Genomic DNA, 23,172 nt, shown 5'->3' on the forward strand with positions numbered 1-23,172 from the left:
CCACCTTCATAAATCGCCCGGAGGTTTTAGACCCAGGGCACAGCGGATCCGGCTTTGCCGGTCCGTAAGTAGAGCCCCTTGAGGGGCGCCCGCAGGGCGTAGGGGTGGACTTCCCCTTCCGGTCCGCCAGTGCCGCCCCCCGGAGGGCGCGCGTAAGCGCGTAGGGGGAGCTCCTACACCTCTTCAAGCCGCCGGGGCGCATAAGTCTCCCAGGCATTGCAGCCCGGGCACTGCCAATGAAACCGCTTGGCCTTGAAGCCGCAGGCCCGGCAGGCATAGCGGTCCAGGCGCTGCGTGTGCTTGTGTATCAGGCTGCGCATCAAGACCGCGTCGTCCGCCGGCGTCCAGGAAGACGGCGCTTCCGCCTGCGGATTGTTCAAGGCCACCACGTTGGCGGCAGCCTGTCGCTCGGTCGCGGCCTCCGGGGCCTGGTTCTTGGCGATTTGCGCCTCCAGCAGGCGATCAAGCCCCAGCAGCGACGGATTGCGCTGCAACGCCGAGCGCGCGAAATTCCAGGCCTGCGTCAGACCTCGCAGGCGCCGCAGGGCCTGGAAAATGGCATTGAACAAATCCAGCGAGGGATGACGCGCATAGTGGGCCTCCAACTGCGCCAGCCCCTCATCGGGCGTGCCTCGCGCCTCGTAGTTGGCCAGGATCCGATCGGCCACCAGGCCCGCATAATCGGGATGCCCGCTCAGCACCGACTCCAGATGCAGGCGCTCGGCGCGCAGGTCGCCCTCGCGCTTGGCGAGATCGGCCCGCATCATCGCAATCCGGACATGCGGCACTGCATCGCTGCCCTGCTGCGCCTGCACGGATGCGTGCGTCGCCGCATCCAGCGCCGCATGGGCCGCCTCCAGATTGCTCGCCGCCAGCGCGGCGGCCGCTTCTTCGCAATGGAAATGCACCGCCTGCGGCACGGGTTCGTCGATCAGGCCCTGCAGCGCCTGCACCGCCATGATGGCATTCGGCCAATCGCGCTCCGTCTCATGGATGCGAATCAAAGCGCGCAAGGCATCCGGCGCGAAACGCGTGCCCTTCAATTGATCGAAGGCCGACTCCGCCCGATCCAGCATCCCCGCACGCAGATAATCCTGCGCCAGCTCATGCAACGCCTGCTCGCGCTGCTCAGACGGCAGATCCGCACGCTGCAACAGATTCTGGTGCACGCGAATCGCGCGCTCGATCTCGCCGCGCCGGCGAAACAAGCTGCCCAGCGCGAAATGCAATTCGATGGTTTCAGGGTCGAGCTTGGCCACCTCGATAAACGCATCGATGGCCCGGTCGTGCTGCTCGTTCAGCAGGAAATTCAGACCGCGAAAATACGAATCGGGCAGATTGCGATGCTCCGACAGCATTTGCCGGATATCCACGCGCGCAGCCACCCACCCCAGGCCGAACAGCACCGGGACGGCAATCAGCCACCAAGGTTCGAAATCCACGTATGCGCCTTACATAGGGGCCATGGGAAGCACCACATCCGGCGATGGTGGAGCATCCGCGGCCGACGCCGATCCCGCCCTGGCCTGCTCCACTTCCCGCCGCAACGCCGCGATCTCGCGGCGGCGGCGCATCACGCTCGGCACGGTCAACAACAGGCCGAATACCGTTCCCACCACGAAGCTGGCCAGCATCACGACGATCAGCGGGACCTCGCTGATCAGATGATCGGCGAAGAAATACACGGTCACCCGATCGGTATTCTTGAGTGCGAACAGCAGAACCACGACGAATACGACCAGCCTCAGCGCCCAGACGAGATATCGCATGGCAGGGAACTCCCTGGTGGGTTATCAGGATTGGGATTGTAGCCCACCCCCTACGCCCTTCGGGCGCCCCTCGAGGGGCGGCACTGGCGGACCGGCAAAGCCGGATCCGCGGTGCCCTGGGTAGCAATGGCCATGGCTCCTCCAAAAAAACAACCCCGGCAGCCCAAAAGCTGTCGGGGTTGTCCTTTGCCGGCAATCCGATTGCCTAGAGCTTCAACTCCCGGCGGAAACTTCCGCAGGAGCATCCACCCGTTCCCGCAATTCCTTGCCCGCCTTGAAATGCGGCACCCGTTTCTCAGGCACCAGCACCTTTTCGCCGGACTTGGGATTGCGCCCGATGCGCGGCGGCCGCTTGGACAGCGAAAAACTGCCGAAACCACGAATCTCGATGCGCTGCCCCTCCGAAAGAGACTGAGCCATCGCATCGAGGATGGTCTTCACGGCGTAATCGGCATCCTTGGCCACCAACTGCGGATACCGCGTGGCCAATCGGGCGATCAACTCGGATTTCGTCATGGAGTTCATAAGGACCTCATGCGAGCTTCCTGACCCCACCCCCAGGGCACCGCGGATCCGGCTTTGCCGGTCCGCCGGTGCCGCCCCTTGAGGGGCGCCCGAAGGGCGTAGGGGTGGGTTTCCCTGCCGGTCCGCCAGTGCCGCCCCCTGGGGGGCGCGCGAAGCGCGTAGGGGGGGACTTAATTAATTGCTTTGCTGGTCGAGCTTGGCCTTCAGCAGGGCGCCCAGGTTCGTCGTACCCGACGAAGCGCTGGCATCGGACATGCGCTGGATGGCATCAGCCGTCTCGGCGCTGTCCTTGGCCTTGATCGAGAGCTGGATCGAACGCGTCTTGCGGTCGATGTTCAGGATCATGGCGTCGATGTTGTCGCCGGCCTTCAGCACCGTGGTGGCGTCTTCCACGCGGCCCGAGGAGATCTCGGAAGCGCGCAGGTAGCCTTCGACGTCGACCGACAGGGTCACGACGGCGCCCTTGGCTTCGACCGACTTCACGGTGCCCTGGACGACGGCGCCCTTGTCATGGGTGGCCACGAAGTTGTTGAAGGGATCGCCTTCCAGCTGCTTGATGCCCAGCGAGATGCGTTCCTTGTCGGTATCGATGCCCAGCACCACGGCCTCGACCTCGTCGCCCTTCTTGAAGTTGCGCACGGCTTCTTCGCCGGATTCGCTCCAGGACAGGTCGGACAGGTGCACCAGGCCGTCGATGCCGCCAGGCAGGCCGACGAACACGCCGAAGTCGGTGATCGACTTGATGGCGCCGCGGACCTTGTCGCCCCGCTTGTGGTTGATCGAGAACTCTTCCCACGGGTTCGGGCGGCACTGCTTCATGCCCAGCGAGATGCGGCGACGGTCTTCGTCGATCTCCAGGACCATGACTTCCACTTCGTCGCCCAGGGTGACGACCTTCTTGGGATCGACGTTCTTGTTGGTCCAGTCCATTTCGGACACGTGCACCAGGCCTTCGATGCCGGCTTCGACTTCCACGAACGCGCCGTAGTCGGTCAGGTTGGTGACCTTGCCGAACAGGCGGGTGCCCTGCGGATAGCGGCGAGCCAGGCCGACCCACGGATCTTCGCCCAGTTGCTTGACGCCCAGCGAGACGCGGTTCTTTTCCTGGTCGAACTTGAGGACCTTGGCCTGGATTTCCTGGCCGACGGACAGGACTTCCGAGGGGTGACGCACACGGCGCCATGCCAGGTCGGTGATGTGCAGCAGGCCGTCGATGCCGCCGAGGTCGACGAACGCACCGTAGTCGGTGATGTTCTTGACCACGCCATTGACGATGGCACCTTCGTGCAGCGTCTCGAGCAGCTTCTGGCGCTCTTCGCCCATGTTGGCCTCGAGCACGGCGCGGCGCGACAGCACGACGTTGTTGCGCTTGCGATCGAGCTTGATGACCTTGAATTCGAGGGTCTTGCCTTCGTACGGGGTGGTGTCCTTGACGGGACGCAGGTCGACCAGCGAACCCGGCAGGAAGGCGCGGATCGCGTTGGTCATGACGGTCAGGCCGCCCTTGACCTTGCCGGTGATGGTGCCGGTAACCAGGTCGCCGGATTCCAGCGCCTTCTCCAGCTGCAGCCAGGCGGCCAGGCGCTTGGCGCGGTCGCGCGACAGCACGGTGTCGCCGTAGCCGTTTTCCAGCGCGTCGATGGCCACCGAGACGAAATCGCCTTCGGAAACTTCCAGCTCGCCCTTGTCGTCGAGGAACTCCTCGAGGGGGATCAGGGCCTCGGACTTCAGACCGGCATTGACCACGACGAAGTTATGGTCGATGCGCACCACCTCGGCGGTGATGACTTCGCCAGATTTCATTTCCTGGCGCTTGATGCTTTCTTCGAACAGGGCGGCAAAGCTTTCTTCGCCGGCAGGGGCTTGGGAAACCGAAGACATTGTTGAGTGTTACCGGGTTACGCACTTCATGGGGGCGGCCGAGACATTCGGCCTGACACCGCACCAATCGGTGGAGTTGCACAACCTCATTGCTGAGGACCTAAACTTGGGATGCTGCTCTACTGCTGGACTCGCGGCTAGGCGCCGCGGCTGGCTGCGCGCTGGTGCCACCGTTCGTGCCACCAGGCCATGACCTGGGCCACCGTCTCGTCTATCGTGAGGTGGGAGGAATCGAGCACCAGGGCGTCGTGCGCGGCGGCCAGCGGCGCCAAAGCTCTCTGGGTATCGCGGGCATCCCGCGCCTCCAGATCGCGCAAAAGGGTTAAGAGGTTAGCCGAAAAACCCTTTTCGATCAACTGTTTATAGCGTCGCTGGGCACGCGCCTCGGCGCTGGCCACCAGGAATATCTTGAGGTCGGCATCCGGAAAAACAACCGTCCCCATGTCGCGGCCGTCGGCCACCAAGCCCGGCGCCGCGCGGAATGCGCGCTGACGCTCCAGCAGCGCGGCCCGCACCGGCGCCAGCGTGGCCACCTGCGAGGCCAGGCTGCCGACGTCCTCGCGCCGGATGTCGGCGCTTACGTCGCGCCCCGACATCGCTACCGTTCCATCGCCGAATCGAACGTCCAGCGCCTGGGCCGCGGCAGCCGCCCGTCCGACGTCGTCGGCCGCAATACCCTGTTCCAGGCAGGCCAGCGCCGTCAGGCGGTACAGCGCCCCGCTATCCAGCAAATGCCAGCCCAATTGCCCGGCCACCCGGGAAGCGACCGTTCCCTTGCCCGAGGCCGTAGGGCCGTCGATGGCGATCATCGGTATCCGTTCGGCCATATTCACATCCATCCCATCGAGATTCAAGCCACCAGCCCGCCATAGACGTCGAAATACGTCGGAAAAGTCTTGCTCACGCAGCCGGGATCGAGAATGCGCACCGCCGCCGGGCCGAAGGCCGCCAGCGAGAAACACATGGCCATGCGGTGGTCGTCCCAGGTACCGATCTCGGCCGCCCGCCAGGCGGCGGGCGGCGTGATGGACAGGCTGTCCGGCGTCGCCTCGACCGTTGCGCCCAGCTTGGCCAGTTCGGTCTGCATCGCGTGGATGCGATCGGTTTCCTTGACCCGCCAGCTGGCGATGTTGCGCAGCCGGCACGGGCCGTCGGCATACAGCGCCAGCACCGCCGCCGTCATGGCCGCGTCGGGAATCAGGTTGAAATCGGCATCGAAGGCCTTCAAGCGCGCGCCTTCGGCGACTTGCACGCCGCGCGTCTCGATCCAGTCCGGCCCCATTTCCACCTCGGCGCCCATGGTCCGCAGCGTCTCGGCAAACGCCACGTCGCCCTGAATGCTGTCGCGGCCCACCCCGGTAACTCGCACCGGCCCGCCGCCTATGGCCCCCAGCGCGAGGAAATACGATGCCGACGAGGCATCTCCTTCGACCAGCATGTGCCCCGGCGAGCGGTAGCGCGCGCCGGCAGGCACGACGAAGCGGCTCCAGCCCTCGCGGGCGACGCTCACGCCGTAACGGCGCATCAGGTTCAGCGTCATCTCCACATAGGGCTTGGAGATGAGCTCGCCTTCGACCTCGATGGCGAAATCCTGCCCCGTGGCCTGCACCGCCAGCGGCGCGGCCAGCAGCAGCGCGGTCAGGAACTGGCTGGAGACCGAGCCCTTGACGCACACCGGGCGCGACAGATCGGGCCGTCCGCAACCGACGGCCAAGGGCGGATAGCCCTCCCTGCCCTGGTAATCGACCCGGGCGCCCAGCATTCGCAAGGCATCCACGAGGTCGCCGATGGGCCGCTCGTGCATGCGCGGCACGCCGCTCAGCACGTACTGGCCGCCCATCATCGCCAGCGCGGCGGTCAAGGGGCGGATGGCGGTGCCGGCATTGCCCATGAACAAGTCGGCCCGCTGCTGCGGAAAACGCTGCGCCCCCGTCACGAGCACTTCGTCCGGACGCGCGCCTTGCTCGACCTCGATGCCCAATGCGCGCAAGGCGGCCAGCATGACGCGGGTGTCGTCCGAATCGAGCAGCCCGCTCAGCCGGGTCGTTCCCTCGGCCAGCGCAGACAACAGCAGGACGCGGTTCGAGATGCTCTTGGATCCCGGCAGCGCGACCGTGCCGTGGGCGGACCGGACCCGGGCCAGGTCCAGATGCGGAGGATAAGGATGGGCGTTGCTCATTGCATTCATTCCGTCGTGCCGGAAGATTCCGGTTGTTCGGCGCGCCAGCAGCGCCGCGCGGCGGAGATGGCGGCCAGCCGCTCGCGCAGCGCCGACCCGTCGCCCTCGCGCATGGTCTGTTCGAGGCGCTCCAGTTCCTGACGGATCGCCGCCGTCTCGGCCAGCATCGCCTCCCGGTTGGCCAGGAAGATGTCGCGCCACATTTCCGGCGAACCGCCGGCAATGCGGGTGAAATCGCGAAAGCCGCTGCCGGCCAGATCCATCCTCAGAGCCGCATCGGGGGTGGAGAGCACCTGGCCCATGAACGCGAAGGCCAGCAGATGCGGCACGTGGCTGACCGACGCCAGCACGGTGTCGTGCTCGGCGGCGGACATATCGCGAACGAGGGCGCCGCAAGCCTGCCATGCCTGCCGGACGAGTTCGACCGAAGCGGCGGGATTCTCCGCCAGCGGCGTCAGGATGACGGTACGCTGGCGGTACAGCTCGGCGAATGCCGCGGCCGGGCCGCTCTGCTCGCTGCCGGCGATGGGATGGCCGGGCACGAATTGCCCGACCCGATCGCCCAGCGCCCGGCGCGCAGCAGCGACGACGTCCGACTTCGTGCTGCCGGCATCGGTAACGATGGTATGCGGCCCCAGATGCGGCGCCAGCGCGCACAGCGTCGGCTCGGTCGCCCCTACGGGCACGGCCACCAGGACCAGGTCGGCGCGCGCCGCCTCTTCGAGCGTCGCGATACGGTCCACCAGGCCCAATCGGCGGGCCTGCTCGAGCGAACCCGCCCGGCGCCCCACCCCGAGCACCTCGCCGACCGCGCCGGCTTGGCGCAGCGCCGCGGCGAAAGAGCCGCCGATCAGCCCGACGCCGACCACCGCAAGCGCGGGAATCAGCGGCCCGCCGCCGGACGCCGCCTCTGGAGAAGACATGCCCCGCGCCCCGCTCAAGAGGTTACCGGGTAGGACCCGAGCACCTTGATGAACGCCACGCGCGCCTTGAGCGCGGCCAGCGCCGCGGCCACCGCGGGGTCCTGCCAGTGTCCTTCGATATCCACGTAGAAGTAATACTCCCATTGGCCGGTGCGGGCGGGACGGGATTCCAGGCGCGTCATGGACACGCCGTTCTCGGCCAGCGGCGCCAGCATGCGGTAGACCGCGCCGGCTTCATTGGGCACTGCCAGGATCAGGCTGGTCTTGTCGCGGCCCGAGGGCGCATTGTCGATATGGCCGATGGCGAAGAAGCGGGTCCGGTTGTGCGGATCGTCCTGGATGCCGGCGGCCACGATCTTCAGCCCCCAGCGCTGTGCCGCCTGCTCGCCTGCAATGGCCGCGACCGTGGGGTCCTCGGCGGCCAGGCGGGCGGCCTCGGCATTGCTGGCGGCCGATGCGCGCGCCAGGCCCGGATGATGGTCGGACAGCCAGCCCTGGCACTGCGCCAGCGACTGCGGATGGGACCGGACGATGGTCACGCCGTCCAGCGTGCCGCTGCGGGTCATCAGGCATTGCACCACGGGCACGGAGCGTTCGCCGATGACCTTGGCCGACGAGGTCAGCAGCAGGTCCAGCGTGCGATTGACCGCGCCTTCGTTGGAATTTTCCAGCGGCACAATGCCGAAATCGGCGCGGCGCGTCTCGACCGAGCGGAACACCTCGTCGATGGTCCCGCACGAGTCGGCATCCACGGCATGGCCGAAATGCGCCAGCACGGCCTGCTCCGAATACGTGCCCTGCGGCCCCAGGTAGGCCACGCGCGGACGCTGCTCGAGACCGCGGCAGGCCGACATGATTTCGCCCCAGATGGCCGCCAGGGCGGACGCCGGCAGCGGACCGCCGTTCAGCTCCTGCAGGCGGCGAATGACCTGGGCTTCGCGCTCGGGGCGCAGCACGACGCCGGCATGGTCCTCTTTGGCCGCGCCCACGGCCTGCGCGGTGCGCGCGCGCTCGGACAACAGTTCCAGCAACTGCGCATCGATGGCGTCGATGCGCTCGCGCAGCGGCGTCAGTTTCTTCTGCAGTTCGTCAGCCATGGCTACGCTCGAATTCCTTCATGAAATCGACCAGGGCGCGCACGCCTTCGATGGGCATGGCGTTGTAGATGGAGGCGCGCATGCCGCCCACGCTCTTGTGGCCCTTCAGCTGCAACAGCCGCGCCTGCTCGGCCTGCTTGAGGAACTCGGCGTTGAGCGCATCGTCGCGCAGGATGAACGGCACGTTCATGCGCGAGCGCACCGGACGATGGACGGGATTGCGATAGAAACCGGTCGAATCGATGTAGTCGTAGAGCAGCGCGGCCTTGGCGACGTTGGCGGTTTCCATCGCCGCGACGCCGCCCTGCTGCTTGAGCCATTTGAATACCAGGCCGGCGATGTAGATCGCGTAGGTCGGCGGCGTGTTGAAGCGCGAATCGTTTTCCGCGACGATGCCGTAGTCGAACGCCGACGGGCAGATCGGCAGCGCCTTGCCGAGCAGGCTGCGGCGCACGATGGCGATGGTCAGCCCGGCCGGCCCGATGTTTTTCTGCGCGCCCGCGTAGATCAGGCCGGCGCGGCGCACGTCCATCGGACGCGACAGGATGTGGGAGGAGGCGTCGACCGTCAGCACGGTCTCGGGCGCGCCCAGCGCGGCCAGGTCGGGCCAGTCCGTGAACTCGACGCCGCCTATGGTCTCGTTGCTGCACAGGTGGACGTAGCTGGCCTGCGGGCGGACCTTCCAGGCGGCGGGGTCGGGCATGTAGGTCCACGCGCCCTGCTGCTTGCCGTCGATGTCCATGGCCTGCTCGGCGCTTGCCGCCACGGCCACGTCGCCGTAGCGCTTGGCTTCCTTGCTGGACTTGACCGACCAGGAGCCGCTCAGCACGTAGTCGGCGGCATGGGCCTCGCGCAGTCCGATCAGATTCATCGGCGCGATCGCGTTCTCGCCCAGCCCGCCGCCTTGCAGGAACAGCACGGCATAGTCGTCAGGCACCGAGAGCAATTCGCGCAGGTCGGCCTCGGCCTCGTCGCAGATCTGTTCGAACTGCTTGCCGCGATGGCTCATTTCCATCACGGACATGCCGCAGCCGTGCCAGTCGAGCATTTCGGCGGCCGCCTGCCGCAGCACGGCTTCAGGCAGCACCGCCGGACCGGCGGAAAAGTTGTGGGGTCGCTTCATCGTTGCCACCATAGACTCACTCGGTTGCGCCGCCGGCCTCGCCCGCATCGTCCGCGCCGCCTTCGGCTTCCTCGGCGTCGGCCTCTTCAGTATCGGATTCGACCACCCGCTGCACGCCCGACAGATGCGTGCCTTCGTCCACGTTGATCAGCGTGACGCCCTGCGTGGCGCGGCCCATCTCGCGGATCTCGCTGACGCGGGTGCGCACCAGCACGCCGCCGGTGGTGATGAGCATGATCTCGTCGGTCGTATCGACCAGCACCGCGCCGACCACCTTGCCGTTGCGCTCGGAAGTCTGGATCGCGATCATGCCCTTGGTGCCGCGGCCATGGCGGGTGTACTCGCCGATGGGCGTGCGCTTGCCGTAGCCGTTCTGGGTCGCGGTCAGTACGCTCTGCGTTTCGGTGCCCGCCACCAGCAGCGAAATGACCGTGTGCGTCTCTTCCAGCATCATGCCGCGCACGCCCCGCGCCGTGCGGCCCATCGGACGCACGTCGTTCTCGTCGAAGCGCACGGCCTTGCCGGCGTCGGAGAACAGCATCACGTCGTGCTGGCCGTCGGTCAGCGACGCGCCGATCAGGTAATCGCCGTCATCGAGGTCCACCGCGATGATCCCGGCCTTGCGCGGGTTCGAGAAATCGGAAAGCGGGGTCTTCTTGACCGTGCCCTTGGCTGTGGCCATGAACACGTACTGGTCTTCGCTGTAGGCCTTGACCGTCAGCACCACCGTGACCTTCTCGCCCGGAGACAGGGGGAACATGTTGACGATGGGCTTGCCGCGCGAATTGCGCGTGCCCTGCGGCACTTCCCAGACCTTGAGCCAGTACACGCGGCCGCGGTTGCTGAAGCACAGGATGGAGTCGTGCGTGTTGGCGATGAAGAGCTGGTCGATCCAGTCGTCTTCCTTGGTCGCCGTGGCCTGCTTGCCGCGTCCGCCGCGCTTTTGCGCGCGGTATTCGGACAGCGGCTGGCTCTTGATGTAGCCCGAGTGCGACAGCGTCACCACCATGTCGGTCGGGGTGATCAGATCTTCGGTGTCCAGCTCGGTCGCGTTCAGCTCGATGTGCGAACGGCGGCTGTCCTTGGCGTCGGTGCCGAACTCGGCCTTGATGGCCGACAGCTCGTCGCAGATGATGGTGGTCACGCGCTCGGGCCTGGCCAGGATGTCGAGCAGGTCGGCGATGGTGGTCATCACGTCCCGGTATTCGCCGACGATCTTGTCCTGCTCCAGGCCGGTCAGGCGCTGCAGGCGCATGTTCAGGATTTCCTGGGCCTGGGTGTCGCTCAGGCGATACAGGCCGTCGGCCTGCATGCCGTAGCTGGCGTCCAGCCCTTCCGGCCGGTAGGCCTCGCGGCCGCCCGCGGTCTCGTTCTCGGCGCGCGCCAGCATCTCGCGCACCAGCGAGGAGTCCCAGGTACGCGCCATCAGCTCCTGGCGGGCGATGGGCGGCGTCGGCGCGGCCTTGATGATGGCGATGAAATCGTCGATATTGGCCAGCGCCACGGCCAGGCCTTCCAGCACGTGGCCGCGCTCGCGCGTCTTGCGCAGCTGGAACACGGTGCGGCGGGTGACGACCTCGCGGCGGTGCGCCAGGAAGTACTCGACCATCTGCTTCAGGTTCAGCAGGCGCGGCTGGCCGTCGACCAGCGCCACCAGGTTCATCCCGAAGGTATCCTGCAGCTGCGTATTCTTATAGAGGTTGTTGAGAACGACCTCGGGCACTTCGCCGCGCTTGAGCTCGATCACCACGCGCATGCCGTCCTTGTCGGACTCGTCGCGGATGTCGGAAATGCCCTCGATCTTCTTCTCGTTGACCAGTTCTGCGATGCGCTCGAGCAGCGAGCGCTTGTTCACCTGATAAGGGATCTCGTCGACGATGATGGCCTGGCGCCCGCCCTTCTCCACGTCCTCGAAATGGGTCTTGGCGCGCATGACCACGCGGCCGCGGCCGGTGCGGTAGCCTTCGCGCACGCCGGACATGCCGTAGATGATCCCGCCAGTGGGGAAGTCCGGAGCCGGGATGATTTCGATCAGCTCGTCGACCGTGCAGCCGGCATTGCGCAGCGCGTACAGGCAGCCGTCCACCACCTCGCCCAGGTTGTGGGGAGGAATGTTGGTGGCCATGCCCACGGCGATGCCCGAGCTGCCGTTGACCAGCAGGTTGGGCAGGCGGGTGGGCAGCAGCAGCGGCTCTTTCTCGCTGCCGTCGTAGTTGGGCCCGAAATCGACGGTTTCCTGGTCGATGTCGGCCAGCAGTTCGTGCGCGATCTTGGCAAGCCGGATTTCGGTGTAGCGCATGGCCGCGGCGCCGTCGCCGTCGACCGAGCCGAAGTTGCCCTGGCCGTCCACCAGCATGTAGCGCAGCGAGAAAGGCTGCGCCATGCGCACGATGGTGTCGTAGACGGCCTGGTCGCCGTGGGGGTGGTACTTACCGATGACGTCGCCCACGATACGGGCCGACTTCTTGTATGCACGGTTCCAGTCGTTGTTCAGTTCGTGCATGGCGTACAGCACGCGCCGGTGCACGGGCTTGAGACCGTCCCGCACATCGGGGAGCGCCCGGCCCACGATCACGCTCATGGCGTAATCGAGATAGCTGCGGCGCATCTCTTCTTCAAGAGAGATCGGGAGTGTTTCCTTGGCGAAGGAATCCATGGGCAAGATACGTCAAGAGGTGAGGTCGCGCCCCGCGCGCCGGCGCCGCTGCCGTGCCCGGCTCGGCGCCGGCCGCCGCAGCCGGCATTCCCCAAGGAAAAACCGCCGCCGGGCAAGCTTCGGACAAGCCTTGCAGTTTAGCACCCCCCTGCGGTTATGCTGTGGTCCTCCCCTGCTGCCGATGGCGACCTATGGCGACCGACACCCTGCTCCTGCCCGACTGGGTCATTCCCGTACACCCCCAGCGCACCGCCCTGGAACGCTACGGCGTGGCGCTGCGCGGCGGACGCATCGTGGCCGTGGCGCCTCATGCGCAACTGCGCGCGCAGCACCCCGGCGCCCAGGAGCAGGATCTGGCCGGCTGCGCGCTGCTGCCGGGCTTCGTCAACCTCCATACCCACGCCGCCATGGGCCTGCTGCGCGGGGCCGGCGACGACCTGCCGCTGATGGTCTGGCTGCGAGAGCGGATCTGGCCGCTGGAGCACCGGCTGATGGGCCCGGATTTCGTCTATGACGGCAGCGTGCTCGCCTTTGCCGAGATGCTGGCGGGGGGCACGACCTGCTGCGCAGATATGTATTTCCATCCGGAACAAGTGGCCCAGGCCGCGCTGGCTGTCGGCCTGCGCGTCGCGGTCGGCAGCACGGTATTCGAAATACCCGGGGCGCAACCTGTGGAAACCCTGATTACGCAGGCGCTGGCGGCCCTCGAGCAGTTCCGCGGCGAGCCGAAGCTGCGTTTCACACTCGACCCCCATGCTCCCTATACAGTGGGCGACGATACCTTGTGGCGCATCGCGGCGCTGGCCGAGGAGGCCGACCTGGGCATCGCCATCCACCTGCAGGAAACCCGCCAGGAAGTAGACGACGCGATCGCCGCCACCGGCATGCGCCCGGCCGAGCGGCTGGCGCGGCTGGGCCTGCTGTCGCCCCGCCTAGTGGCGGTGCATGGCGTACACCTGAATACGGACGACATCGCGCTGCTCGCCGCCCATGGCGCCAGCCTGGCGCACTGTCCCGCCTCCAACCTCAAGCTGGCCAGCGGGATCGCCCCTGTCGCCGGCATGGCCGCGGCCGGGCTCAACATCGGCCTGGGCACGGACGGCGCCGCCAGCAACAACCGCCTGGACATGCTGGGGGAACTGCGCCTTGCCGCGCTGCTGGCCAAGGGAGCCAGCGGCGACGCCAGCGCCCTGCCCGCGCATGCCGCGCTGCACGCAGCCACGCTCGGCGGTGCGCGAGCGCTGGGCTGGGATGCCGACATCGGTTCGATCGAAGTCGGAAAATGCGCCGATCTGGTGGCGATCCGGCTGGACTCGGCCCGGCTGGCGCCGGTATTCGACCCGGTTTCCCACATCGTCTACGCAGCAGGACGCGAGGACGTGGAAACCGTCTGGGTGGACGGCGAACCAGTTGCGAAAAAGCTACAGCTCAGCAAATACCCATCACAAAGCAATCTCGAACGGATAATGTCGCGGGTATCACAATGGCGCCTGCGTGCATCCAGCGTGATTTCTGGCACAAACGCTTACTTATCCCTGCAGTGAGTGGCGTGGCGTAACAACCGCGATGCTATACTGGACTTGTATATCCATGTTGCGGCGGGGGTTCGCTGCGAGTTTCATTACAGGCTAAGAGGAGAAACATGAACAAACGCTCCAAAATTGGAATCTCTCTGGCACTCGCCTTCGCCGCAGTAACGGCTTCGGGCGTGGCCTCGGCTCAGGCCGGCAAGGTCAACGACAACTGGCAAACCGCCGGCGGCCCGCTGCTCAAGAACGCCGACGGCCTGTGCTGGCGCAATGGGTTCTGGACCCCCGCCACTGCCGATCCGTCCTGCGATGGCGCGCTGAAGGTTGCGGCTCCCGCCCCGGCCCCGGCGCCTGCGCGTCCCGCTCCTCCCCCCGCTCCGAAGCCCGCGCCGGCTCCGGTTCCCGTGAGCCAGAAAGTCACCTACTCGGCTGATGCCTTCTTCGACTTCGACAAGTCCGTCGTCAAGCCCGAAGCCAAGGTCAAGCTGGACGAACTGGTTCAGCAGATCCGCGGCATCAACCTGGAAGTCGTGATCGCCGTCGGCCACACCGACTCCATCGGCACCGACGCCTACAACCAGCGTCTGTCGGTTCGTCGTGCCGAAGCTGTCAAGGCCTACCTGGTCAGCAAGGGCATCGAAGCCAACCGTGTCTACACGGAAGGCAAGGGCGAGAAGCAACCCGTCGCCGACAACAAGACCGCCGCCGGCCGTGCCAAGAACCGCCGCGTGGAAGTCGAAGTGGTTGGTACGCGCAACCGCTAAGCATTATCCGCCTGGATATCCAGCCGGTTACCGGCAGCGCCTTCGGGGCTGCCGGCTTGAAACCCCGCAGGCAGTCACTGCGGGGTTTTTTCATCGCCGGACCGCCCCGAGATGAAAAGCGCCCCCTCGGGGACAGCGACTACACAGTGAGCGCAGCGTGGGGGGCCATTTTCATTTGGAGCATTTGATGACGACTTCCGCCCAAGCAAACCCCGTCAACGCGGATGCGGCCGAACTGGCCAAATTCAGCGCGCTGGCATCGCGCTGGTGGGACCCGGAAAGCGAATTCAAACCCCTGCACGCCATCAACCCGCTGCGCCTGGAATGGATCAGCCAGGTCGCGAACGGGCTGGGAAACAAAACTGTGCTCGACGTGGGCTGCGGCGGCGGCATATTGGCCGAAAGCATGGCAGCGCACGGCGCCGTCGTTACCGGCATCGACCTGGCCGAAAAATCCCTCAAGGTTGCGAAACTCCACAGCCTGGAAACAGGCATCAAGGTGGAATATCGCAATATCAGCGTCGAACAGATGGCAGCCGACCACCCTGCCTCGTTCGATATCGTGACGTGCATGGAATTGCTGGAACACGTTCCCGATCCTGAATCCGTCATTCGCGCTTGCGCAGCCCTGGTCAAACCCGGCGGCCTGGTTTTCTTTTCCACGCTTAACCGCAATTTGAAATCCTTCGCATTTGCGATTTTGGGCGCCGAATATATATTGGGGCTCGTACCCAAGGGCACGCATAGCTACGAGCACTTCATCCGGCCCAGCGAATTGCTCGGCGCCGCCCGGCAAGCCGGGCTGGACGCAGTGGCGATCAAGGGCCTGGAATACAACCCGCTCACCAAGATCTACCGACTGAGCGGAGACAGCAGCGTCAATTACCTGGTAGCCACGACACGCATATGAAACCGCTGGTTCTTTTCGATTTCGACGGCACGCTGGCCGACACCGCGCCCGATCTCGCCGCGGCCGCCAACCAGCAGCGCATCCGGCGCGGCCAGGCGCCCCTGCCCTACGAAAACCTGCGGCCAATGGCCTCGCACGGGGCGCGGGGGCTGCTCGGGGTCGCGCTGGAGATGACGCCCGAGTCGCCCGGCTACGAAGCTGCGCGGCAGCAATTCCTGGACGACTACGCCGCCAACATCGCCGTCCACACCACACTGTTCGCCGGCGTGGAAGACCTGCTGGCCGCGCTGGGCGGCAAAGGCTGGAGCTGGGGCATCGTCACCAACAAGGTCACCCGCTTCACCACGCCCCTGGTCCGCCACCTGAGCCTGGAAGCGCGCAGCGCCGTGGTCGTCTGCGGCGACACCACCCCCTATTCCAAACCGCATCCCGAACCCTTGCTGCACGCCGCGCGCCTGGCCGGCGCAGAACCCGGGCAATGCCTCTATGTCGGCGACGACCAGCGCGACATCATTGCCGGCAAGGCTGCCGGCATGAAGACCATCGCCACCGCCTACGGTTACTGCGGCCAGGGCACGCCGGTTGCCCAGTGGGGAGCCGATGCCATCGCGGCTTCGGTGGAAGACATCCTCCCCGCCATCAACCGCCTGCTGGCCGCCTAAGACCCCTGCCGGCATCGGTCAACGCTCCCTGCACGGGGCAGCCGTCGATATCTCGCATCCGGGGGCTTGAATCGCAGGCATCCGGCGCCATATGAGATACAATCCTCCTCAAGGGGCCGTACCGGTTTCGACGGGGGTCGCGAAGCAGAGCAGGGCATGTCGAGCACCAGTAAGCTCGTAAAACCACTGGAAACGCAATAAACGCCAACGACGAGCGTTTCGCTCTCGCCGCTTAAGCGGTGAGCCGCTGCACTGATCTGTCCTTGGGTCAGGCGGAGGAAGGCAACTTCCTAAGGATTCCTGCGTAGGGCCATACTCCCCGAAACAGGCTCATCCTGAACCGCAGCAGTGTCATCTACAAGGAATCGGCATGTGCTGGGGTCACACGGCCCATGCCTAAACTACGTGAATCGCCGCGTGCCGGCCTGTCGGTTGGCTAAGCCCGCGGTTAAATCAAAATAAATCGACTACACATGTAGAACTGCCTGTAGAGGGCTTCCGGACGCGGGTTCGATTCCCGCCGGCTCCACCACTTTAGCAAGCTGTAGTACGTAGCAGCCAGCGTGACGAAACCCATGAAGCAGCCATTTGGCCACTTCATGGGTTTTTTTCTGCCCGACTGCAGTAGGTGCGGGCTACCGCCGTCACGGCACGGCGCCCATACCAGAAGCGGCGCGCCGGAGGCGTGTCCGGCCGTGCCGGCCCGACCGCGAAGCTCCAGCCGGCGCGCAGACGCTTATTTCTGCGCTGCTGCGTTTGCTGCCGGCTTGATGGACGGGTGATCGCAGTGCCCGGACATGGCAGCGAGATTGACGTCGGGCTTGGAAATGACCCGTTTGCCTTCCTCTTCCGATACGGACTCCAAGCCGGCGCCGCCGACGAACACGCCCACCTTTATGAATTGCCGCACGAAATAGTTTTTACCCGCATTGATGTCCAGGACCAGGTCGTTGGGCGAGAACTCGGACTCCGTGGACAACTTGTAGGTGCGATTACCTGCAAGCTGGGTATAGAAGAAAATCTTGTCTGCGGTTTCTCCGATGCAATTGCCATCGAGGTAAACGTCCTTCTTCAACGCCTTCCCGACAAAACTGTCCCGGTATACATAGAGTCCGGATTTGCCTTGCTCGGGCGTCGGAAACGACTTGGCCTTCATATTATTTTCAGCGGATTCCATGGGCACGCTTGCGCAGCCCGTTACTAGAATCAAACAAGCGATTGAAAGCAGAGCCTTGAAGGACATCGGATGCATCGGGGTCTCACGAGGTTTGAGGATTGAATGTGCACCCATTGTATCCAAATGTGTATTTTTTATCCTCAGCAAAATATTCGGTGAGCCGAGAGTCTCTTATCTCCAACAGGCTCCAATGTTGGGCGCCTGTTCGCAGTCAGGCGCCGCGCCGCTGAATTGGATTCTGCGACCAAGCGAGTGGGCCTTGGTTTCATGAATTGACATCATTCTGTCTTAAACAGGACCTACCATCGGGGTACGTAACAAAATATAACTCGACCCTATCGGTTCGGCAGCTTCGTCGCCATTCATGTTCGTCCGGTTTGGATTGGCGCGCACGCGCTGCGCCATGGCAGAGGTCCCGCGCCAAAAGGCAAATCGATTCACCATGAGCATGCCAGCCTCTTTCGATTCCGCTCAGCATGCCGAATACGCGCCGGCGACCGACGTGACGCAAGCGAGCGTGTTGATCGTGGACGACGTCGCCGACAACCGCGACCTCCTAGCAAGACGCCTGCGCCGTTTGGGCATCAGCCGGATTCGTCGAGGCCGGGAATGGCCGGCAGGCGCTCGAGCAGCTCAACGATGCGCGCTTCGACCTGGTCCTGCTCGACATCATGATGCCGGTCATGACGGGCCACGAGGTGTTGCAGTGTTTGAACGCCGATGGCCGCATCCACACGCTGCCCGTCATCGTCATTTCGGCCCTGAGCGAAGTCGACGACATCGCTGCCTGCATCGAAGCGGGAGCCGAGGATTTTCTGCTCAAGCCCTTCAATCGCACCCTATTGCGGGCACGCGTACTATCCAGCCTCGAGAAGAAATTCCTGCGCGACCAGACGCGCCTGGAACTCCAACGCAAACAGGCCGAACTGGCCGAAGCGCGTACGCTGCAACTCGCCCTGGCCCCCGCCGCAATCAGCATCGAAGCCGCTTGCGGCACGGTTTCCATCGATCTCGTACTCGATCCGGCCCGGGAGGTCGGCGGCGACCTGGTCGACCATTTCCTGATCGGCGGCGATCTGCTCGTCGCGGTACTGGGCGACGTCTCCGACAAAGGCGCTGGCGCAGCGCTCATGATGGCTCGCACGTGCGCGCTGCTGCGCGGCCTTGGGGCGCGCCCGGACGCCAAGGCGCTGTTCACCGAGCCGGGGCAGGCGATGGCCGCCCTCAATGCGGCGCTGGCGCGCAATAACCCGTCGTGCATGTTCGTGACGATGCTGCTGGCCAGCCTCGACCTGGCCTCCGGCCGGCTGCGCTATGTCCGCGCCGGCCACGTCCCGCCGTTTCTGCGCTACGCCGATGGAGGCATTGCACGCCTGGGCGAGCCGGGCGGGGTGCCGCCGGGCGTCATGGAAGACGCGCGCTACACCTCCCATGAGCTCACGCTCGCCCCGGGCGATCAGATGCTGGTCATCACCGACGGGATCACCGAGGCCACGTCCCCCGACGGCAGGATGTTCGGCGACGAGGGCACGGCCGCCTGGCTATCCGCTCCCTCTCGACAAACCTCGCTCGTTTCCGGTCTCGTCGCCGAAGTCAGGCGCCACGAAGCCGGCGCCCCGCCTTCCGATGACGTAGCCGCCCTCATGCTGAGCCTGTCCGCGCCCCGGCCCGAGCCCGCGCCCCTGCTCCTGCACGACCAACCGCTACAACCGCAGCCAGACGAGATCTCGACATTGGTCGACAAGGTGATGGAGCTGCTCGAACGGCGTGGCGTGGATCATCGCTGCGCGCACCACACCGGTCTGATGCTGGACGAGCTGTTGACCAATCTGGGCAAGTACGGCCAAGGCCTGGACAAGACCTGCGGCATCCGCCTTTGGCTGACCCCTGTCCACGTGCGGATCGTCATCGAAGATCGAACCGAGGCATTCGACCTACGCAAGCTGCCGGCCCCCGATACCGGCGCTGCGCTCGACGCGAGAACGCCCGGCGGACTGGGCGCGCATCTGGTGCTGACGCTGGCCCAGCGCTATGACTACGCCAGCACCGGCGGCCTCAATACAACAACGCTCGTGATTGCCCGCAACGCTGCGGCCAACCAGGAACAGCAAGAAAGGTAGACATCCATGGAGTTGCAAGAATCGTTGGAAGGCGAGGTGGTGGTGCTGGTCCCGCAAGGCAGACTGAACAGCACGACCAGCCCGCGCCTGGGCGCCCGGCTCGACCAGTTGGCCGCGGCGCCCAATGGCCGCCTGGTGCTCGATCTGGCCAGCGTCGATTTCATTTCCAGTGCGGGCTTGCGGGTGATTCTTTCAGCGGCCAAACAGGCCCGTATGGCGCGTGGCCTGCTGGTTTTGTGCGCCGTGCAACCGCCCGTTCAAGAAATCTTCGATATTTCAGGCTTCACTGCCCTGCTCTCCATCCACCCCCGGCGAGAGAATGCCCTGCAGGAGCTCGGCGCATGAACGACCACGGCCAGAAAAACGGCAATTCCCTGCAAGCGCGCCAGCTGCTCGAGGCCTCGCCCATTTCCGTCGCCATTCTGACCGAAGACGGCCGGTATCTGTACCGCAATCCCGCCCACAACGCCATCTATCTCTATGACGCGAACGATACGACGGCCGCCAGCCACGACACCTGGGTCGATCCCACTCAGCGCGCCCGCCTTCTGAAGATTTTTCAAGACACGGGCGAACTGCGGAACGTCGAGGTACAGCATCGCCGAACCAACGGCGAGACGTTCTGGGGCCTGTTCACCTGGCAACGCCTGCAATACGATGGCCAGCCCGCGCTGGCGGGATGGGTCTACGACATCACGGCCCAGAAACAAGTGGAATTGGCCATGGAAGAGGCCCGCCGCGCGGCCGAACAAGCCAACCAGATCAAATCGGAATTTCTGGCCAACATGAGCCACGAGCTGCGCACGCCGCTGAACGCCATCATCGGTTATGCGCAGATCATGCAGGAAGACGCGGAAGACGACGGGCATGAACAATACGCCGCCGATCTACGCAAGATCGAAAACGCGGGCAAGCACCTGCTGGGGCTCATCAACAGCATTCTCGATCTCTCCAAGATCGAAGCAGGCCGCATGGAAGTATTTCTCGAACCGGTGCTGGTGTCGCAACTGGCCGAAGAAGTACGCACCCTGACTGCGCCCCTGGCCGCCAACAGCAACAGCACGATGGGCATTCATATCGATCCGGCCATCGATGGCGTCGGCATCGACACCGACGTCACCAAACTCAAACAGTCTTTGCTGAACCTCGTCAGCAATGCGTGCAAATTCACGAAGAACGGCCTTATCATGCTGGATATCAGCCCCCTGCGGCAGGACGGCCGTTCCTTCATTGTGTTCGCCGTCTCCGACACGGGCATCGGCATGACGCCCGAACAGCAGGCCAAGCTGTTCCAGCCGTTTACCCAGGCCGACTCCTCCACTACCCGGGAATACGGCGGCACCGGGCTGGGGCTGGCCATCACCAAGCGTCTATGCGAACTGCTGGGCGGCTCGGTCAGCGTGGCCTCCGAGATCGGCAAGGGCAGTTGCTTTACCATTACCCTGCCGGTCCAGCCGCAGGCGATCGCGGAACCGCAAGCGGCCAGATCCGCGCATGGGCCCTCGGGCGCGACCACGCTTTTGTTGATCGACGACGATCCCCAGGTACATGACGTCATGGGCGCCATGCTGGCGCGCAACGGCTACCGGGTCGAACACATCTCCACCGGCAAAGACGCACTGGCGGCCATTCGCCGCATCGAACCGGCCGCCATCCTGCTCGACGTCATGATGCCCCAGGTCGACGGCTGGGCGGTGCTGGACGCCTTGAAGAAAGACTCCGGCCTGGCCTCGATTCCCGTCATCATCGTTTCGATGCTCGACGACCGGCCCCTGGGCCTTTCACTGGGCGCGGCCGAATTCCTCACCAAACCCATCGACCGCAAAACCCTGATCGACACCATTGCCCGCCACGTCGGGCCGCCCACGCACGCACGAACGGCGCCAGACCAGCCATGACCCGCATCCTGCTCGTCGAAGACAACCCCGAGAATCGCGACATGCTGTCGCGACGCTTGCTACGGCGGGGCTTCGACGTTGTCCTTGCCGCCGATGGCGGGGAGGCCGTGGCCGCCGCCGCCACCCTGCCCGACCTGATCCTGATGGACTTGAACCTCCCGGTCATCGATGGCTGGGAAGCGACCCGCCGCATCAAAGCCGATCCGGCCACCGCGTCCATCCCCATCATTGCCTTGACGGCCCACGCCATGTCCGGCGACCGCAAAACCGCGCTCGAAGCCGGCTGCGACGATTACGACACCAAACCCATCGATCTGCCCCGCCTGCTGGGGAAAGTCCAGGCCCTGCTGCCGTCGTCACAGCCATGATTGCACTGCTGCCCGCCCTGACGGGACTCGGCCTGTTTTTTTGCGGCGTCCGCTTTCTTGCCAGCAACCTCGCCCTGGTCGCCGGCCCCTCCGCGCGCAGCCTGTTTCGGCGGGCGCTGGGATCCAACGTGCTGGCCGCGTTCAGCGGCATGCTGGCGGGCCTGCTGACGCAAAGCACCAATGCCGTGGCCCTGATCGTGGTCAGCTTTGCGCGCGCAGGCATCGTCGAGGGCAAGCGGGCACCGCTGGTGCCCACCTGGTCGCATGTGGGAGCGTCGGCCCTGGTCTTTCTGGTGGCCCTGGATACCCGCTACGTGGTGGCCTACGTTCTGGCGGCCTGTGGCATTTCGCTTTATTTCGATTTGCGCCTCAGCGACCGGATGCGCTACACCGTCCTGGCTCTGCTGGGCGTGGGCATGCTCTTGCTGGGCCTGAGCATGCTCAAGGTCGGCAGCGGGCCGCTACAGGAAATGCTGCGCAGCTTCGGCCTGCTCGAACCGGGCAGCACGGCGCTCGGCACCCTGCTCATCGGCGTCGCGCTGGCCATCGCCACTCAATCGTCCACGGTCGCGGGCGCCATCGCCGTCGCGCTGCTCGGCGCGGGCGTCTTCGATCTGGATACGGCCATCCTGCTATTGCTGGGCGCCAACGGGGGATCGGGCCTGAACTACGCGTTCCTGGCCTGGGAAGGAGAAGCCACCGGCCGCCATATTCTGTTTTTCCAAGCCGCCCAGAAGCTGGCGGGGACGCTGGTGCTCCTGCTGCCCTTCGCCATTTCGTCGGGCGCGCTCGAACAGATGCTGCTCAAGCTGCCCACCGACGACGGCCATCGGCTCGCGGCAGCCTTTCTGGTCATCCAGATCTTCGGATCGCTGGCCTGCACCCTGGCCCACCAGCCCTTGTCCCGGTTCTTGAATCGCATTGCGCCGCCCCGGTTCGAAGACGAATTGGCCAAGCCGGCCTTTCTGATGCAAGAGGCACTGGATGACGTCGAGCTCGCGCTGGAACTGGCCGAACGGGAGAGCCATCGCCTGATGCAACGCCTGCCTTTGATGCTGGAACATGTACGCGAAGACGGCAACACGAACGAACCCAGCGCCGCCACCTATAAAAAAGCGGGCCTGTCGGTCGGCAACGCGCTGCGCACCTATCTCGCCTCACTGCTCGACCGGCAACCAGGCCATCAGGCCATCGTGCGGGCCATGAGTCTGCAGCAAAGCGTTGCCGACACCATCGCCATCCACGAAACCTTGGCGGAATTCGTCGCAACGGTGGACAAGGCCTCGGGCGCCCCGGGCGCGGCGGCCACGGTCAGCAGCATGACGGAATCGCTGCACATGCTGCTGGACGTCCTTGCCGAAACCGCCCGGTCGAACGACCCTGAAGAGCGCGAGGTAGCACTATCGCTCCTGGGCCAGCGCGATGCGCTCATGGAGAACATCCGTACGCGGCTGCTGGCCGGCGACCCCGGCACCCCCGCCAAAGTCCAGGAAGCCCTGTTTCAAACCACCATTCTGTTCGAACGCACGATCTGGCTGGCCCGCGACAACTTGCTGGCCCTGGGCCGCGAAGCGTAGATTGCGCGGCTCGC

Annotated in this window: 20 protein-coding genes and 1 other RNA gene; 10 read left to right on the forward strand and 11 right to left on the reverse strand. The window is 65.2% G+C overall.

Features of this window, described 5'->3' with window-relative positions; all coding sequences use genetic code 11:
• Positions 1-173: 173 nt before the first annotated feature.
• From lapB to gyrA, 10 genes are all read right to left on the reverse strand, one after another.
• A complete protein-coding gene (lapB, locus tag PIGHUM_RS05370; protein ID WP_124078364.1) occupies positions 174-1,442 on the reverse strand; it encodes a lipopolysaccharide assembly protein LapB in 1,269 nt (422 codons plus the stop codon).
• A 9-nt stretch (positions 1,443-1,451) separates the two neighbouring features.
• Positions 1,452-1,769 (reverse strand): LapA family protein, encoded by a 318-nt coding sequence (locus tag PIGHUM_RS05375; protein WP_124078365.1) that lies wholly within the window; start codon positions 1,767-1,769, stop codon positions 1,452-1,454.
• A gap of 213 nt (positions 1,770-1,982) precedes the next feature.
• Positions 1,983-2,285, reverse strand: coding sequence for an integration host factor subunit beta (locus tag PIGHUM_RS05380; RefSeq protein ID WP_124078422.1), 303 nt, complete (start codon positions 2,283-2,285; stop codon positions 1,983-1,985).
• Positions 2,286-2,468: 183 nt separating this feature from the next.
• Positions 2,469-4,175: a 30S ribosomal protein S1 gene (gene rpsA, locus PIGHUM_RS05385; RefSeq protein ID WP_124078366.1), complete on the reverse strand. Its 1,707-nt coding sequence runs from the start codon at positions 4,173-4,175 to the stop codon at positions 2,469-2,471.
• Between the two features lie 137 nt (positions 4,176-4,312).
• The gene (gene cmk, locus PIGHUM_RS05390; protein WP_246012928.1) at positions 4,313-5,002 is read right to left on the reverse strand and encodes a (d)CMP kinase; all 690 of its coding nucleotides are present in this window, start codon (positions 5,000-5,002) and stop codon (positions 4,313-4,315) included.
• Positions 5,003-5,025: 23 nt separating this feature from the next.
• Positions 5,026-6,354 carry a 3-phosphoshikimate 1-carboxyvinyltransferase gene (aroA, locus tag PIGHUM_RS05395; protein WP_124078368.1) on the reverse strand — a complete coding sequence of 443 codons (1,329 nt, stop codon included), beginning with the start codon at positions 6,352-6,354 and terminating at the stop codon, positions 5,026-5,028.
• A 5-nt stretch (positions 6,355-6,359) separates the two neighbouring features.
• Positions 6,360-7,277, reverse strand: a complete 918-nt coding sequence (locus tag PIGHUM_RS05400; protein WP_124078369.1) for a prephenate dehydrogenase — start codon at positions 7,275-7,277, stop codon at positions 6,360-6,362.
• Between the two features lie 14 nt (positions 7,278-7,291).
• Entirely contained in the window at positions 7,292-8,374 is a 1,083-nt protein-coding gene (gene pheA / locus PIGHUM_RS05405) for a prephenate dehydratase (RefSeq protein WP_124078370.1), read from the reverse strand.
• Complete coding sequence (serC, locus tag PIGHUM_RS05410) at positions 8,367-9,497, reverse strand: 3-phosphoserine/phosphohydroxythreonine transaminase (protein ID WP_124078371.1); 1,131 nt, start codon at positions 9,495-9,497, stop codon at positions 8,367-8,369. Before serC ends, pheA begins: the two co-directional genes overlap by 8 nt.
• A 16-nt stretch (positions 9,498-9,513) precedes the next feature.
• The gene (gene gyrA / locus PIGHUM_RS05415) at positions 9,514-12,153 is read right to left on the reverse strand and encodes a DNA gyrase subunit A (protein WP_124078372.1); all 2,640 of its coding nucleotides are present in this window, start codon (positions 12,151-12,153) and stop codon (positions 9,514-9,516) included.
• A gap of 191 nt (positions 12,154-12,344) precedes the next feature.
• Between gyrA and PIGHUM_RS05420 the strand changes: the two genes are divergently transcribed.
• The 5 genes from PIGHUM_RS05420 to ssrA all read left to right on the forward strand — a co-directional run bounded on the left by PIGHUM_RS05420 (position 12,345) and on the right by ssrA (position 16,550).
• Entirely contained in the window at positions 12,345-13,697 is a 1,353-nt protein-coding gene (locus PIGHUM_RS05420; protein ID WP_124078373.1) for a TRZ/ATZ family hydrolase, read from the forward strand.
• A 98-nt stretch (positions 13,698-13,795) separates the two neighbouring features.
• The gene (gene ompA / locus PIGHUM_RS05425) at positions 13,796-14,446 is read left to right on the forward strand and encodes an outer membrane protein OmpA (protein ID WP_124078374.1); all 651 of its coding nucleotides are present in this window, start codon (positions 13,796-13,798) and stop codon (positions 14,444-14,446) included.
• Positions 14,447-14,633: 187 nt separating this feature from the next.
• Positions 14,634-15,356 carry a bifunctional 2-polyprenyl-6-hydroxyphenol methylase/3-demethylubiquinol 3-O-methyltransferase UbiG gene (ubiG, locus tag PIGHUM_RS05430; protein ID WP_124078375.1) on the forward strand — a complete coding sequence of 241 codons (723 nt, stop codon included), beginning with the start codon at positions 14,634-14,636 and terminating at the stop codon, positions 15,354-15,356.
• Complete coding sequence (gene gph / locus PIGHUM_RS05435; RefSeq protein WP_124078376.1) at positions 15,353-16,018, forward strand: phosphoglycolate phosphatase; 666 nt, start codon at positions 15,353-15,355, stop codon at positions 16,016-16,018. The genes ubiG and gph overlap by 4 nt, the downstream gene beginning before the upstream one ends.
• A gap of 112 nt (positions 16,019-16,130) precedes the next feature.
• Positions 16,131-16,550: a transfer-messenger RNA gene (ssrA, locus tag PIGHUM_RS05440) on the forward strand.
• A 204-nt stretch (positions 16,551-16,754) separates the two neighbouring features.
• Here the strand turns inward: ssrA and PIGHUM_RS05445 are convergent.
• The gene (locus PIGHUM_RS05445; RefSeq protein ID WP_246012931.1) at positions 16,755-17,174 is read right to left on the reverse strand and encodes a DUF2846 domain-containing protein; all 420 of its coding nucleotides are present in this window, start codon (positions 17,172-17,174) and stop codon (positions 16,755-16,757) included.
• A 680-nt stretch (positions 17,175-17,854) separates the two neighbouring features.
• Here PIGHUM_RS05445 and PIGHUM_RS24075 point away from each other — a divergent pair.
• From PIGHUM_RS24075 to PIGHUM_RS05470, 5 genes are read left to right on the forward strand one after another with little or no spacing between them, the layout of a single operon-like run.
• A complete protein-coding gene (locus tag PIGHUM_RS24075) occupies positions 17,855-19,315 on the forward strand; it encodes an ATP-binding SpoIIE family protein phosphatase (RefSeq protein WP_342773172.1) in 1,461 nt (486 codons plus the stop codon).
• Between the two features lie 6 nt (positions 19,316-19,321).
• Positions 19,322-19,660, forward strand: a complete 339-nt coding sequence (locus tag PIGHUM_RS05455; RefSeq protein ID WP_124078377.1) for an STAS domain-containing protein — start codon at positions 19,322-19,324, stop codon at positions 19,658-19,660.
• Complete coding sequence (locus tag PIGHUM_RS05460) at positions 19,657-21,213, forward strand: ATP-binding response regulator (protein WP_124078378.1); 1,557 nt, start codon at positions 19,657-19,659, stop codon at positions 21,211-21,213. The genes PIGHUM_RS05455 and PIGHUM_RS05460 overlap by 4 nt, the downstream gene beginning before the upstream one ends.
• Entirely contained in the window at positions 21,210-21,581 is a 372-nt protein-coding gene (locus PIGHUM_RS05465) for a response regulator (protein ID WP_124078379.1), read from the forward strand. The genes PIGHUM_RS05460 and PIGHUM_RS05465 overlap by 4 nt, the downstream gene beginning before the upstream one ends.
• Positions 21,578-23,158 carry a Na/Pi symporter gene (locus PIGHUM_RS05470; RefSeq protein ID WP_124078380.1) on the forward strand — a complete coding sequence of 527 codons (1,581 nt, stop codon included), beginning with the start codon at positions 21,578-21,580 and terminating at the stop codon, positions 23,156-23,158. Before PIGHUM_RS05465 ends, PIGHUM_RS05470 begins: the two co-directional genes overlap by 4 nt.
• Positions 23,159-23,172: the final 14 nt, after the last annotated feature.

Source organism: Pigmentiphaga humi (assembly GCF_900606115.1).
Classification (GTDB): domain Bacteria; phylum Pseudomonadota; class Gammaproteobacteria; order Burkholderiales; family Burkholderiaceae_B; genus Pigmentiphaga; species Pigmentiphaga humi.